Raw genomic sequence first — 13,915 nt, 5'->3', positions numbered from 1 at the left:
AATAACTTATTGATTCAGCATTTCACTGATTTTCACGCACCCTTGTTCTTTTTGGCGTACCTCAAGTAGTGCGCGACGCGTCATTTGAGATAAGCCCGTTTCGGTGTCTAATACTCGGTTGATGGCTGCAATATTGGCATTGTTGCAAGCTGTTGGGATTAACGCGCGATTGTAAGCCCGCATAAATACTGGGCCCTTTTTATCTGTTTCTGCAATATTGGCTAAGCGCTCTTCTGCCGTTGCTGCACTGAGTAGCTTTTGTTCACTTGGGTATAAATAATTCATCGCCACCCGTAACTTAGAGAAAGGCATGTCTGTATCGTGTTCAATATTGTGTAGCCATTGACGCTTTATTTGCGCTTGTGGCCGACTGACTTCTGCCGCTATTGCAGATTTTTGACCGCTATCAGAACTGTCTGCTTGTTTCTCTCTTGCAAGTAGTTTGGCACTATTTGGGTAATCATAACGGTTAAGTTGGATAATGATTTTCCAGCGTAGATCTTGGTTAATATTCAAGCCTCTAATCGCACTATGGCCGCTAAGAAGATCGGCTAAATGATCTAATGCGTCACGACTGTTCGCCATGGCGATATAACTATCAAACCAGCGACGTTGGAAGTCAGGGTTATCATGATGCTGCATAGCCATACGTAAGCTCATTTGGCTCAGCGCGCGGTTAACTTTTTGTGCATAGGCTTGATGATTCGGCGCCATACTGTTCAGGTATCGTTGTGCTTGTTTCAAGTTGCCGATAACTTGCCCTAAAATAGTGTAATCCTGCTCCTTAGGAGCATTAACCAGTGCAACATTGATAAATTGTTTTAAAGACGCTTTTCCATCAGCAACACTATCCCACATGCTCTGCCATAACATTGACCTAAGCAACGGATCGTTGACTTTACTTAGCTGCTCTTTAGCGGTTTGAAATGACTGCTCATCGAGAGTCACCTTAACGTAGCCCCAATCATCAAAGTTTGGGTAAACCAAATTAGGACAGTGCTTACCAATAAGCTCTGGCACTGCAGTTTTCTCGCCTTTATAAGTCACGGCAACTTTAGGACCTGAGTGGACAGAATAACGACTAACATTAAATAGGGCGACTTGAACTCGTTGCTCTCGTAAAGTTGGTAGCTCGTTGCTTGGCGCAGTTTGCAGTAAATTGAATTGGCTTATGCGGCCATTTTCACAACGAAAATCTGCTTCAAGTGTGTTAACACCAGCTTGATATAGCCACGCTTGAGTCCATTGAGATAAATCTCGGTTACTGGCTTGTGCCAAGCTGCTAATAAAGTCATCGAGTTCAGCATTTTGGTAACTGTATTTTTCTAGGTACTGCTGAACCCCTTGCTGAAAAGTGTCCTCACCCAGTAAGTGACGTAATTGCTTTAGTGTTGACGCCCCTTTGTAATAGGTAATAGCATCAATATTATCAAATGCATTCATGCTGGTGGGGACTGGGACTTCTATTGGGTGAGTCGTCACTAAGCTATCTTGACGATAAGCGCTTTGTTTTCCATGGGCGTAAAATGTACGCCATGCATGGGTAAACTCAGTGGCTTCACTGGTTGCTAAGGTACCCATAAATGATGCAAAGCTTTCATTTAACCATAAGCCATTCCACCATTTCATCGTGACTAAATCACCAAACCATTGGTGAGCCATTTCATGCATAATAACTCCAGCAAGTCGCTGCTTTTGCGCTGCGGTCATCGTGTCTTTATACATGAATCGGTTTTCTGCAAAGGTGACTGCTGCTGCATTCTCCATTGCACCATATAAAAAGTCTGGCACTAATAATTGGTCATATTTTTTGAAAGGGTATTCGATGCCAAAGTAGTCATCAAAAAAGGTTAGGCCTTGCTTAGTGTAGGTAAACCAGTCCTTCGCGGTGACTTGCTCGGCGACAGACTGCCTAGCAAATAGTCGCATAGGGTATTTGCCACTATTATCTTCCCAAACATGGTAAGGCCCTGCGTGCATAGAAAAGTTATATGGGCTTAATTTAGGGGTAACTGGGAAAGTCCAAACATTGCTATCTGCTTGCTCGTCGATTTGTGTTTCACGCATGGTACTAATGACATGCCAATCTTTAGGCGCTGTGACGCTAATCTTATAGGTGGCTTTTAAGTCTGGTTGGTCAAATACGGCAAACATTTGTTGAGCTGCTGCTGGTTCAAAGTGTGAATAGAGATAAACTTTGTTATCTACAGGGTCAACAAAACGGTGTAAGCCTTCACCGTTGGTGCTGTGTTCACGGCTATATTCCACTTCAATGGTATTGCGCCCCGTACTTAATAGCTGAGGGTTAATGGTGAGGTAAGCATCATTGTAGTTGGGGTAGATTGCTTTGCCATTCACCACAAATTTACTGACGTTGGCTTTGTTTAAGTCCAGAGTAAGCGGCTCTTTATTATTGCTGAGGATAAAGTCTACTGTTGTATTTGCATTAAAATGAGTGTCGCCAGTTAATGTAAATTGCAGTTGGTAGTTGACTTCAGAAATGATAGTTGAGCGAGCCATCGCTTGTTGCTGACTAATATTAGCACTGCCATCTCGCTCAGTAAGACGGATATTGGATGTACTTGAGCAAGCAAACAGGCCGGCACAAGTTAGCGCGACGATTGACGACTTAAACAATTTCACTTTTTCTTCCCTAAATTTATTATTGTTATATTCACGGTTATAAAAAAGCCGACTCAAGGTCGGCTAAATTTTATGGTATCAGAGGTCTATAGACCTAAGAAAGACTTAGATTTTACTTTACGAATTTCTTTTTCATCAGACCACTCGATTAGACCTGTTTCTAGATCCATTAGGCGCATAGTCATTTTGTAGTAAACATCTTTTGTGCTGCCATCTTGTTTTACGATGCTAGATAAGTTGCCGTAAAGCATGTATTGCGCACCAACTTGGCGACCAAACTTTATCGCTGTTGATGGGTCAACCATACCAGCATTGTTTTGGTAATCTAGCTGCTTACGCACAGCATCCACTTTCGTCATATCGATAAAACGGAACTTGCCTGAGCGAAGTAACTTGTTGCTGATAGTGTCAGTAACAGATTCTGTATCAATATGCTCTGAGGTTTTATTTTTAATTTTGTCGACGAAGATAATTGGGCGATCGTTTTGAGTCATTACAATCACTGGTGGGAAGGTCAACATGCTATCAACCATTTTAGCAGCAATAGCTTGCAAATCAGTTGAGCCAAAGTTTTCATTGACGGTTTCTACTTCAGTTGCGTCGCCATACTCAACCTTAGATTGACAAGCTGATAGCCCGATTGCAGCGGCTAAAACAAAAATCAGTTTAAAATGTTTCATAGTAAGTTCCATATTGAATATGACTTATAAATAGTCGAGTTAGATAATTATTGAATAAAAACGGGTTTGATTTCCAGTCTCTATCACCCAAATTAATGTTGCACGGTTTGGTTTTACATCAATTTTAGCCGCAGGACTGTTGCCTAAACGGATTTGATACTCGCCTGGCTCTATGTACTGGCGGGCAATTTGTGCTTGTCGGGGCAAGGTTAACCAACTTCGTCTGTCAGCTTGCTCTGTCACAACGTTAAAAATTTGCATTAATATTGCCGCCGCATCTGCTTCGTTATTACGGCGTTTACTGCCACTTTCGACGCTTCGAGTCATTTCAGACTTAGTATAGACCCGCGCAGCTTGACGCACCAAGGCTGCAGGTAAATCTTCTTTTAATGCATTAATTGCTAAGGCATCGATATTGGCAATAGGTTCCGCTTTTAAAACGGTTCCGAGCCCTTGGATTGTGGATGGTGCAATTTGTTGCCTATGGGGCTGGTAAGTTGCAAGTGACACGGTTTGCCAGTTGCCATCAATAGTGAAGGGGACCGTTAGGCTTTGTTTTTCTGGTACAAAGCCTTTTTCAACCACCATAACCACTTGGCCTTGACCTTTTTTAGGTAAAATAGCATCACCCCAACGACGTTTAAATTCATCATATTGCGGCATGGAAAGTTGCTTGGCGAGTCTAACTAGGTCTTGTTGCAAGTACTTATTATTGGGAGTGATTTGAGCGGCTTTTCGGTAGTCAATGTACGCATCGTTAGGCTCACCTAATAACTCATGCAACAAGCCTGTGGTGTAATAACTGTAAGCATTCAAAAACGAGCTAGTGACAGTACCTGTCGCTTGGTCTAGTTTGTTAATTTCGCTATCAATCGTACCGTTAGCCATTGCTCTAACTGACTTTTGAGATTTTTGGTAGCGTGCTTGTTCACTGCTTTGCAGTTGGTTACTGCGGCGAACTTCGACTAATGCACCCTGTGCATCGCCAGAAAAGAGATAATTAAAGGCTTGATATTGATGCACCATAATGCGCTCATAACCCGGTCCACGATAAGGGATGGCATTATCGTTTAATACTAAACTACTGGCGGTGGCAGTCAGATCAGAGGCGCTAATTGTGGCTCTGTCATCAAAGGCTTTATAAGCGCTAATCGCTTGTTCATAGTAGGTTTTACTGGCTTCAAAGTTACCAGAGACTTGAGCGACTCTCCCCGCTTCTTGTGCATACAACAAGCCATCGTTACTGTCGATTTGTGCTGCTAGCTCAGGCAGTTTGGCTGCAGGTGAGGGACTGGCTAGGTTTTGTTTTATCGGCGCAATTTGAGATGGATAATTAATTAAAACGCTATTATATGCGCAGCCAGTTAAGCTGAAACAGATTAAGGCAATACTGAGCAATTTATTCATTGGCTCACACCTTGCCCGTCGAGTGATGGAGAATGTAAGTTATTGTATGACTGGTTGGGTATCGGAAAGTCAGCTTGATTGACATATTGCAGTTCTGGCATCTTGACCCGTTCAAGCAAGGTAATACCTTGCAAATGGTCAAACTCATGTTGAAAAATTCGTGCGATAAAACCGTCCAATTGCTGCTCGATACTATCGCCTTGAAGTGACTGATAACGAACAGTGATGCTTTTATGTCGTGTTACTTCAAGACGTTGTCCCGCTATAGATAAACAGCCTTCATTCTCTGTTTCCATTTCATCAGACACCGCAATAATTTGCGGGTTAACCACCACAGTCGCTTGGGTGAGTGGCGCGCCAGGATAACGAGAGTTAGGTTTAGAATGCATGATAAAGATAGCTAAATTACTGAAAACTTGTGGGGCTGCAATCCCCACTCCATGAGCCGCGTTCATTGTTGCTATCATACTGTTAGCAAGCTGAACTAAAGCTTGATCAAATGTCACCACAGCTTGTGTTTGGCGGGTTAAAATTGTTTCGCCAGTTTGGGCTATTGTCATGATGTCACTTGCAGGCATAACGTTCCTTAAATGTTTGCAGTTAATCTTGTATAACTTAGGTGTAGCACAAACTTACATCGCGTTTTGCTTAGGACACCTTAGTTTTTGATTTCATGAGTAATCAATGTAACAAATAAAATGCAATGACACATTAATAGTGTGGCGGTGGTGTTTCTTCTGCTTGGGTTGCCATATTGCTTGGCTCCATCGCTTGCAGTTTATTGACGATTAATGACATTTGATGTTGTTGGAACGCAACTAAATCATTTAATTTAATGACTTCTTGGTTTAGCTCTTCGATTGTTGAATCTTGAAAAGCGATTTTCATTTCTAAATCATCAATTTTTTGTTGCATATCTTGCATGTTTTTCTCTCACATTGATGGGGATGAATTGCTTTAAGGTAGAGGTCCCCATGACTCAACTAAACCTTGATTACTGATACTGACTAAATTTTGCTGAGCATCACTTGCAATAGAGTATACAACGGCGCCTCTATTTTGACTGTTTTTAGTTAACTGAATTTGTCTATTGGCCAGTTTTTTACCCGATTGCACCTGCCAAAGGATAATTTCTTTTGAGGGTGACCCTGTGACGAGTATTTTATCCTGATGAATAAATCTAGCACTGCTGAAGGTCATTTGACGGCGGTTAATGGCTAATGAAGTGACTTCTTTGCCATCGCTGTTGTTATAGATATTTCCATTTCCGGTAATATCACTCGCGAAACTGAGTGAGCCACTTTGATTTAATTGCACTTTGCCGATACGAGAGCTGAACTGCCATTGGTGAATCGGTTGCCCTGTAGTGGCTTGCCATAAAATGACTTGTCCGTCATTAGAGCCTGTTAATGCACGTTGGCCATCTGCCGAAATAGAGACACTCGAGACGCGCTCATTATGGCCTAAAAATTTAATGAGACTTTTCTCAGGTGCTAGTGACATGACAGAACCATCAATTAATCCCACTAACGTTTGGGCGTTGTTGGCAATCGCAACAGACTGTGCCGATGCTGGCAGTGACCACCAACCGATAGATTGACCTGTTTCGACATTCCAAATGGCTAATGAATCGGTTGTGAGTGTTGCTGCATAGTGAGCATTGGCTGAAAATGCAGTATCAAACACATTATTGATAGTATTATCGGCCTTGTTACTGTGTTGCCAGCGATATTTTAAGCTTTCTTCCTTGAGATCCCATAATTGAACCCCATTACTTGAAGTACTGACGAGGGCAAGCTGCGCATCTTGAGACAAGCTCGCACTATAGCTCGAGTCAGTCGTAATACTAAAGACGTTATCAGCCTTGGGCTGGCAGGCCGTCAGTGAGCAAATGCATAAAATCAGCATAATTAGTCGAAACATGAACTTGCTCCTATAAAAGTTGTCTTAATGGCTGCGTTATCATTCAGGCCATTGCTAAAAACACTTTATTTAGTATAAAGTGGCCAAATATATACAAAATTTTTACCTACCGGTTATTGTAACCGCTAAAGGACGCTGAGGAAGCTTTAATGAAATCTATTTACAAATTATCGTTAGTTGCATTGGCTGTTGTTGGTCTTACTGCATGTAACCAAGAACAAGAAGTTGTTGCCAAGAAAGTTGAATTAACAACTGATGCACAAAAAGAAGCTTACAGTGTTGGTGGCTCAATTGGTCGTTACATGGCAGGTCATATTACTGAACAAGAAGAACTAGGTTTTGCTGTTGATCGTGCTCTTGTTATTCAAGGTTTCAGTGATGGACTAGCTGATACGCTTGAGTTAACTGAAGAAGAAATGCAAACAGTACTTCAAGGACTTGATGCTAAGCTAAGTGAAAAACGCACAGAGCAAGCTGAGTTAATGGCGAGCAAAGCAGTTGAGGAAGGTAAAAAGTTCCTAGAAACTAACAAGGCGAAAGAAGGCGTTGTTACAACTGAATCTGGTTTACAATACGAAGTATTAGAAGCGGGTGAAGGTGAAACGCCTGTTGCTGAAGATACGGTTGAAGTACATTACAAAGGTACGTTAATTGATGGTACTGAGTTCGATAGCTCATACAGCCGTGGCGAACCAGCTAAATTCCCATTAAACCGTGTTATTCCTGGTTGGACTGAAGGTGTTCAGTTAATGCCTGTTGGCGCTAAGTACAAGTTCGTTATCCCATCAGAACTTGCTTACGGCGAACGTGATACTGGTACTATTCCAGCTAATTCAACTTTAGTATTTGAAGTTGAGTTACTTTCAATCGAGAAAGCACAAACTGAAGAAGCGCCAGCTGCTCAGTAATTGTGATTAAAAGAAAAGGACGCTGAGCGCGTCCTTTTTTTATGCCTAAGTACTGGCTGAACATTTATCTACATTGGCTTTATAGCCACTTGAGGCGATAAAAAAGCCACATTTGCAGCGCAATAAGAACAATTAATCCCGCACAAAATGCCGAAAAAGCCCAAGGGATGTCAGTGCCTGGAATACCACCAATATTGACCCCTAGTAACCCAGTTAAAAAACCTAATGGTAGAAACACCGCAGAGATTAACGAAAGAAAATATAACCGTTTATTAAGCTGCTCTGACTGCTGAGATTGTAATTGCTCTTGAGTTACGCTTGCTCTATCACGCACAGCATCAAGATCTTCAATGACTCTGATTAAGGTTTCATTTATCTCACGTATGCGTAATTTGTGCTCATTATCAAACAGGAAATGACTATCATTGAGCAGTCGAGATAATGCGTCTCTTTGAGGTGAGAAGTAACGCCTTAGGGTCACTGTTTGTTTTCTTAATTCAGCAATATCCACTCGCAGCGTTGCCGCGCTAGGTAAGGTGATTTGATCGTCTAAGGTGTCGAGTTCATCTTCAAGGTTATGGATTAACTCCATTTTTCTTTCGGTTAATCGTTCGCACAAAGACACTAAAAAGTTAGCACTCGAGTTAATACTATTAGGCTGGTTAATGATCTGCTCGGCAATATCTTTAACCGATTGCAGTTGGCGCTCACAGGTGGAGATAATACGATGTTGCTGGGCATAGATTCGCATTGATACCATATCTTCAGGCGCTGAATTAGGATTAAGGTTTATACCGCGCAGTGCCATTAAAATACCATCAGGAGAGCTCAATGTACGAGGGCGAGTGTGCTCTGCTAATAATGTGTCAGTTTCGGTTTGAGGCAACTGGGCGTTAATGATCCATTGTTGAGCGTCAGGATGGCTATAACGAAGATGCACCCAAAGTAATCCGTCATTAGGTTGCCATTGTTCAAGCTCACTTGCTGATAAACTTTTACCCGCATTCGATCCCGTTAACAATAAGCAATATATAAAGCCTGTATCCATAGGTATCCTTGTATCCTATTGTTGTAGCATTATTTATTTGGGGTTTAATCCTTAATGAAAATAATATTAGCATTGAAGGCGAAATACAGTGAATTTATTCAGTCAGGACATTTTCATTATTTACATGTCTTAACTAAGCAGGTTTCCGGAATTTCGGTTAAAATAAAACAAAGCCTTATAGTTGAGTTTTATCATGGAATACGAGTTTCGCCGTAACAGTTTAGACGGCACTTTGTTTGCTGAATTTAGCATGGAGCATGCCATATTAGGGCGTTTTTTTGCTGAGCAATTGGCTACTGATGTTAATCGTTGCGAAGCGATATTAGCTCAAATCGAGCTTATTCGTGCGAGTAAGAAAAATGAATGGTTAATGCAAAGCGAAGACTTAGCTATGGTCATTGATAGTGAGCAGGTTAGAGTGTTTGTTAACGCGATTGATTTTGACGAAGACTTTGAGCTAGAAGAGGCGATGAGCATGTATGATGCGGAGTCAGAATCGTTTTGTGGGCTTGAGGATTTTGAAACAGCGCTAAAAAGCTGGATTTCGTTTATTAAGCAATAGCGGTTTGCTTACACGAGCAATAGATAAAGTATTCAATGTTTACATTTCAATAAAAAGGCGAACCTAAGGGTTCGCCTTTTTTGAGTCAGTTTGAACACTAATGGTTTAAATATCTTACTGCCATTTCTGTACGGGATTTTGCATTGGCTTTACGGAGTAAGTTTTTAACATGCACTTTTACTGTGCCTTCACTGATGTGCAGCGCCTCTGCGACAACACGATTACTCTTGCCTTCTGCTAACTCTTTAAGAATTTGCAGCTCACGTGGTGTGAGCGATGCTATCCAAGTTTCATCATTGTCAGCATTTTTTAGCTCGTAAATATACTCTTCAACTTCGTCGCTGATCACACGATGACCTAGCATGGCTTTTTTAAGTTGCTCAAGTAATAAATCAGGCTCAGTGTCTTTGAGTAAGTATCCGTCAGCGCCAGCTCGCAGCAGACGAACAACATCTTGTTTGGCATCTGATACAGTTAAAATAACAATGCGGGCTGTTACTCCTTCTTGGCGCATTGCATTAAGTGTATCTAAGCCAGACATGCCCTTCATATTTAAGTCGAGCAGAATAATATCCGGCTCGTCTTCACCGATGGCGGTTAACGCATCCAATCCCGTTCCTGCTTCACCAAACAGTTTAAAATCACCGTCTGAGGTTATTAACTGACAAATACCACGTCGAAGAAGCGGGTGGTCATCTACTACTAATACTGAATAAGGTTTACCCATTTAGAGGCTCCTGCTGGGGTGGAAATACGAGAGAGACTGTTGTGCCGCCCTTCGGATTATTATCAAACTTGACGCTGCCATGCAGTTTAGTTGCACGTTCATGCATGATCCCAATACCAAAATGCTGATCTCGTTCTTTTAGATGCGACACGCCAATTCCATCATCCTTGATATTGATGTGTATCATATCAGAATCTGCCAAAAAACAATCAATTTCTATTTTTGAAGGTTTTGCATGCTTGATTGCGTTGATTGTTGCTTCACGTGTCAGTTGTAAAACATGGATATGTTGTTTCGCTGCCAGTAAGTGTGGTGAGAGCTGATAGTTAAGATTAATTTCAATACCAGACTGCTTACGCAATTGGCTTAACATTACTTCAATTGCTTGGCCTAAATTAGGATCTTTGATGGTTAATCTAAAGGTTGATAAAAGTTCTCTAAGCTGGCCGTATGCGGTGCTCACTCCATCATTAATATCTATCAGCTGGGTTTCAACTTTGTCAGTAATACAATTGGGGTCCATTTGTTTGCGTAACAAACTGACTTGAATTTTTAAATAGGAGAGAAGTTGTCCTAATGAATCATGGAGCTCTCTGGCTATTACCGCTCGTTCTTCCATTAATGCTAGTTGCTGTCTTTCCTCTGTCGCATTATGAATAACAATTGAGCGGGTTAGCATCATAGCAAAATTAACAAATAGCATATTATTGAGTGGTTTATGCGAAATTACCTCAATATAACCTAGGCTTTTATCTTCTAATTGTAGGTTATATTTTACCGGTTTATTTTGTGCTTCTTGGGCTGTATCAGCAGTGTGTTCTTGCTTATTAGTATCAATCCAGCCGTTGTCAGCTTCAATACAATCGACCGAGTTATCAACATGTTCAATAACCAGCCTGACATAATCTAAATCTTCAAACTGCTGTAAATGAGTGAGTGCTGAACTGAGTGATTTATAATCTAAGCTGTCGGCGTGAAGTCGAATAAGGTTGTCGTATAAGAAGCTTAATTCATTATTTGCACGGGTTAACGCAATGGTTTTGTCATTCACTTGTCCCTCAAGATCTTGATATAGAGTATCGAGCTCAGAGGCGGTTTTTTTGAAAGCTTCCCCTAGTGCATGTAGCTCTACATATTCTGTCTGAGGTACATCAACCTTGAAATTGCCCTTAGATATCGCGTTAGCGACATCCATCAATTGGAGTATAGGCTCTACCATTCTGATACGAGTGTATCGGGTAGCAGCGGTGGCAACAATCAACATTAAAAATAACCCGATGATTTGGCCTATGACCAAAATACGCAGTTTGAGCGCTGCAAAGCGCTCCATTTCAAGCACTAATAAATCAATTGTATCAACGAAATCTTTTAACGAAGCTGAGTACAAATCTTGTCGATTATTTTCAATATGGGAGCGCATTTGTTCCCACTTATTGATGACCAATAAATATTGCTGCGACAAGTCATCAGGACTGTACCAAGTTAATGAGCGTTCTAACGCTTCAGAGTGGAGTGTTGCTTCGAATAAACTTATCTTTTCATTCAGTAATTTCTCATCTCTGTCTAAAAATAATTTTAACCGATAACTTTGCATACGGAGCGAGCCTGATGCATTGATTGCTCGGGCATCACCAATACTGAAAGTAAGGTTGATAATTGAATACACCGCCAAGCTGGAAGAAATGAAAATTAGGACTAACATTAGTCTAAGAATAGTGGAGGTTAGGCTGCCTCGTTTTGTCATTTTAAATCCAACTTTGGTTTGTTTTTAATGCTCATAATAGCCAAATATTACTTTAGCGATGACTGTTTTATATTAACAGATAATCAAAAATGTGATGTACAACATATTAACATGTTGATCTAGCGCAAGCTTATTGTTCAATACTCATAAAGGGGTATTCTTAATTTAACCTTAAATGGATAAGTTTGTTCATGGAGATGTCGTGAATATTTAAAATAAAATGTAACACGGAGATGAACGGTGATGAAGATGAAAGGAAGAGTTATTGCGCTTAGCGCATTGATGGCAACCAGTTTTATGATGACTAGTGCAATGGCTAGTGATAAGACTGAACCTCGTAACGATGTTTACAAGGACAAGTATAAGCAGCAATTTGAAAGCTGGCACGCAACGTCAGAAAGTACTGAAATTGTTGATGTGCTAGAAGAAGATCCAAACCTAGTTGTGTTATGGGCAGGTTACGGGTTTGCTAAAGATTACAATAAAGCACGTGGTCACCACTATGCTGTGACTGATGTGCGTAACACTTTACGTACTGGTGCACCAACTGGACCAGATGATGGCCCAATGCCTATGGCTTGTTGGAGCTGTAAAAGCCCTGACGTACCTCGCATGATTGAAGAGCAAGGTGAAGACGGTTACTTCAAAGGTAAATGGGCTAAAGGCGGTCCTGAAATCGTTAACACTATCGGTTGTAGTGATTGTCACGTGAAAGGTTCACCAAAATTACGTATTTCTCGTCCATATGTTGACCGTGCTTTAGAAGCCATTGATAAGCCATTTGATAAAGCTTCTCGTAAAGACAAGCAATCAATGGTTTGTGGTCAGTGTCACGTTGAATACTACTTTGAGAAAACAGCTGACCGTAAAGGTTATGTGAAATTCCCATGGGATAACGGTACCACAGTTGAAGAAATGGAAGTGTACTATGACGCAATCAACTTTGCTGATTGGACTCACGCAATTTCTAAAACACCTATGTTAAAAGCACAGCACCCTGGTTATGAAACTTGGATGTTAGGTATGCACGGTAAAAACAACGTAAGTTGTACTGACTGTCACATGCCACGTGTTGCTAAAGCAAACGGTAAAGGTAAGTTCACAGACCATAAAGTGGGTAACCCATTTGATCGTTTCGACGAAACTTGTGCAACTTGTCATGAAGGCAAAACAAAAGAGTTCATGATGGAAGTAACACATGAGAATCAAAAAAGTGTTACTGAAATTAAGCTAAGAGCTGAAACTCAGCTTGTACACGCTCACTTCGAAGCGGGTGCAGCTTGGGATGCTGGTGCGACTGAAGCGGAAATGAAACCTATCTTAACTGATATCCGTCACAGTCAATGGCGTTGGGACTTTGCAACTGCATCTCACGGTGTTGCTGCTCATGCTCCAGCTGAAGCATTACGTATTCTAGGTGGCGCAGTTGATAAAGCAGCTGATGCGCGTATCAAGTTAGCGCAATTACTTGCAGCTAAAGGCGTTAAAATGCCAATCGCTATTCCAGATATCTCGACTAAAGCTAAAGCACAAAAAGCCTTAGGTATGGACATGGATAAGATGAATGCTGATAAGCAAAAATTCTTAAAAGACCTTGTTCCACAATGGGATGCTGAAGCTAAAAAGCGTGAAGCAACTTACTAATAACACGATGTAATTAACATTAGTGTTGAGATAAAAAGCCCTCTTAGAGGGCTTTTTTTTGGGGCTTTAAAACCATTCATTATCATGTTACTACTATCTGATAGAGCATAAGGAATGACGACAACGCGGGGCGTAACATGAGTGATAATCACACCAATACTGAAGAAAAGGAAACTCCAAGCAGTCAAGATGTTACTGGATCTGAGCAGAGCCGCGGCTCTGATGATTTTATACATCAAGGAGGATGTTTATGCGGTGCAATTCGCTATCAGATTACACATCGTCCTTTTGATGCGGATTATTGCCATTGCAGTCAATGTCAAAAATCTTCCGGTGCTGTGTTTCAAGCATGGATGGATTTTAAGGTTGAGCAGGTCCAGTGGATTGCGGGCAAGCCCGTCGAATTTGCCTCTTCTGAACATGTTCGCCGAGGTTTTTGTCAGCAATGTGGCTGTACAATAAGTTTTAGAGATACTCGCCACCCAGGCTACTACACTTTGACCATTGGCTCGCTAGACAACCCAAACCTTATTCACCCGAATTACCATATTCATACAGCGAACCAAGTGAGTTGGCTTAATATTCTTGATACCTGCGAGCGCTACCCGCTTGATCGCAGTTAATTACTC

At 41.3% G+C, this 13,915-nt stretch carries 13 protein-coding genes; 4 read left to right on the top strand and 9 right to left on the bottom strand.

The features are described from left to right. Window positions 1-6: 6 nt before the first annotated feature. The 6 genes from pepN to ACGEDC_RS04565 all read right to left on the bottom strand — a co-directional run bounded on the left by pepN (window position 7) and on the right by ACGEDC_RS04565 (window position 6,653). Window positions 7-2,643, bottom strand: a complete 2,637-nt coding sequence (gene pepN, locus ACGEDC_RS04590; RefSeq protein WP_394496740.1) for an aminopeptidase N — start codon at window positions 2,641-2,643, stop codon at window positions 7-9. Window positions 2,644-2,729: 86 nt separating this feature from the next. After that, a complete protein-coding gene (gene lpoB, locus ACGEDC_RS04585) occupies window positions 2,730-3,323 on the bottom strand; it encodes a penicillin-binding protein activator LpoB (RefSeq protein WP_174567611.1) in 594 nt (197 codons plus the stop codon). Window positions 3,324-3,362: 39 nt separating this feature from the next. Continuing rightward, window positions 3,363-4,730, bottom strand: a complete 1,368-nt coding sequence (locus ACGEDC_RS04580) for a COG3014 family protein (RefSeq protein WP_055025111.1) — start codon at window positions 4,728-4,730, stop codon at window positions 3,363-3,365. Then, a complete protein-coding gene (gene def, locus ACGEDC_RS04575; protein ID WP_119968008.1) occupies window positions 4,727-5,308 on the bottom strand; it encodes a peptide deformylase in 582 nt (193 codons plus the stop codon). Before def ends, ACGEDC_RS04580 begins: the two co-directional genes overlap by 4 nt. A gap of 133 nt (window positions 5,309-5,441) precedes the next feature. Further along, on the bottom strand, window positions 5,442-5,654 hold the full coding sequence (locus tag ACGEDC_RS04570) for a SlyX family protein (protein ID WP_055025112.1): 213 nt from the start codon (window positions 5,652-5,654) through the stop codon (window positions 5,442-5,444). Window positions 5,655-5,687: 33 nt separating this feature from the next. After that, window positions 5,688-6,653, bottom strand: a complete 966-nt coding sequence (locus ACGEDC_RS04565) for a WD40 repeat domain-containing protein (RefSeq protein WP_055025113.1) — start codon at window positions 6,651-6,653, stop codon at window positions 5,688-5,690. Between the two features lie 149 nt (window positions 6,654-6,802). Here ACGEDC_RS04565 and fkpA point away from each other — a divergent pair, with 149 nt between their 5' ends. Next, window positions 6,803-7,561 (top strand): FKBP-type peptidyl-prolyl cis-trans isomerase, encoded by a 759-nt coding sequence (gene fkpA / locus ACGEDC_RS04560; RefSeq protein WP_055025114.1) that lies wholly within the window; start codon window positions 6,803-6,805, stop codon window positions 7,559-7,561. 79 nt (window positions 7,562-7,640) lie between these two features. Here fkpA and ACGEDC_RS04555 read toward each other — a convergent pair whose 3' ends face one another. Then, window positions 7,641-8,609, bottom strand: coding sequence for a zinc transporter ZntB (locus ACGEDC_RS04555; RefSeq protein WP_394496735.1), 969 nt, complete (start codon window positions 8,607-8,609; stop codon window positions 7,641-7,643). A gap of 193 nt (window positions 8,610-8,802) precedes the next feature. Between ACGEDC_RS04555 and ACGEDC_RS04550 the strand changes: the two genes are divergently transcribed. Next, window positions 8,803-9,171: a YacL family protein gene (locus ACGEDC_RS04550; protein ID WP_394496733.1), complete on the top strand. Its 369-nt coding sequence runs from the start codon at window positions 8,803-8,805 to the stop codon at window positions 9,169-9,171. Between the two features lie 97 nt (window positions 9,172-9,268). Here the strand turns inward: ACGEDC_RS04550 and ACGEDC_RS04545 are convergent, their stop codons facing one another. After that, the gene (locus ACGEDC_RS04545) at window positions 9,269-9,898 is read right to left on the bottom strand and encodes a response regulator (RefSeq protein ID WP_055025117.1); all 630 of its coding nucleotides are present in this window, start codon (window positions 9,896-9,898) and stop codon (window positions 9,269-9,271) included. Beyond that, window positions 9,891-11,642 (bottom strand): nitrate/nitrite two-component system sensor histidine kinase NarQ, encoded by a 1,752-nt coding sequence (gene narQ / locus ACGEDC_RS04540; protein WP_394496730.1) that lies wholly within the window; start codon window positions 11,640-11,642, stop codon window positions 9,891-9,893. Before narQ ends, ACGEDC_RS04545 begins: the two co-directional genes overlap by 8 nt. A gap of 243 nt (window positions 11,643-11,885) precedes the next feature. On the opposite strand from narQ, the gene nrfA reads away from it, so the two are divergent. Both nrfA and ACGEDC_RS04530 read left to right on the top strand, forming a co-directional pair. After that, window positions 11,886-13,286 carry an ammonia-forming nitrite reductase cytochrome c552 subunit gene (gene nrfA, locus ACGEDC_RS04535; protein ID WP_055025119.1) on the top strand — a complete coding sequence of 467 codons (1,401 nt, stop codon included), beginning with the start codon at window positions 11,886-11,888 and terminating at the stop codon, window positions 13,284-13,286. Between the two features lie 137 nt (window positions 13,287-13,423). After that, window positions 13,424-13,909 (top strand): GFA family protein, encoded by a 486-nt coding sequence (locus ACGEDC_RS04530; RefSeq protein ID WP_394496728.1) that lies wholly within the window; start codon window positions 13,424-13,426, stop codon window positions 13,907-13,909. Window positions 13,910-13,915 lie beyond the last annotated feature (6 nt).

It is taken from the genome of Shewanella sp. ENK2, assembly GCF_043568515.1.
Lineage (GTDB): Bacteria > Pseudomonadota > Gammaproteobacteria > Enterobacterales > Shewanellaceae > Shewanella > Shewanella japonica.
The sequence above is the reverse complement of the archived record's forward strand: the minus strand, read 5'-3'. Positions and strand labels throughout refer to the sequence as shown.

Coding starts and splice junctions, on each gene's coding strand:
- ACGEDC_RS04530 (WP_394496728.1), top strand. CDS start 13,424: ATGAGTGATAATCACACCAATACTGAAGAAAAGGAAACTCCAAGCAGT.
- narQ (WP_394496730.1), bottom strand. CDS start 11,642: ATGACAAAACGAGGCAGCCTAACCTCCACTATTCTTAGACTAATGTTA.
- ACGEDC_RS04570 (WP_055025112.1), bottom strand. CDS start 5,654: ATGCAAGATATGCAACAAAAAATTGATGATTTAGAAATGAAAATCGCT.
- ACGEDC_RS04545 (WP_055025117.1), bottom strand. CDS start 9,898: ATGGGTAAACCTTATTCAGTATTAGTAGTAGATGACCACCCGCTTCTT.
- fkpA (WP_055025114.1), top strand. CDS start 6,803: ATGAAATCTATTTACAAATTATCGTTAGTTGCATTGGCTGTTGTTGGT.
- ACGEDC_RS04555 (WP_394496735.1), bottom strand. CDS start 8,609: ATGGATACAGGCTTTATATATTGCTTATTGTTAACGGGATCGAATGCG.
- ACGEDC_RS04550 (WP_394496733.1), top strand. CDS start 8,803: ATGGAATACGAGTTTCGCCGTAACAGTTTAGACGGCACTTTGTTTGCT.
- nrfA (WP_055025119.1), top strand. CDS start 11,886: ATGAAGATGAAAGGAAGAGTTATTGCGCTTAGCGCATTGATGGCAACC.
- ACGEDC_RS04580 (WP_055025111.1), bottom strand. CDS start 4,730: ATGAATAAATTGCTCAGTATTGCCTTAATCTGTTTCAGCTTAACTGGC.
- ACGEDC_RS04565 (WP_055025113.1), bottom strand. CDS start 6,653: ATGTTTCGACTAATTATGCTGATTTTATGCATTTGCTCACTGACGGCC.
- lpoB (WP_174567611.1), bottom strand. CDS start 3,323: ATGAAACATTTTAAACTGATTTTTGTTTTAGCCGCTGCAATCGGGCTA.
- def (WP_119968008.1), bottom strand. CDS start 5,308: ATGCCTGCAAGTGACATCATGACAATAGCCCAAACTGGCGAAACAATT.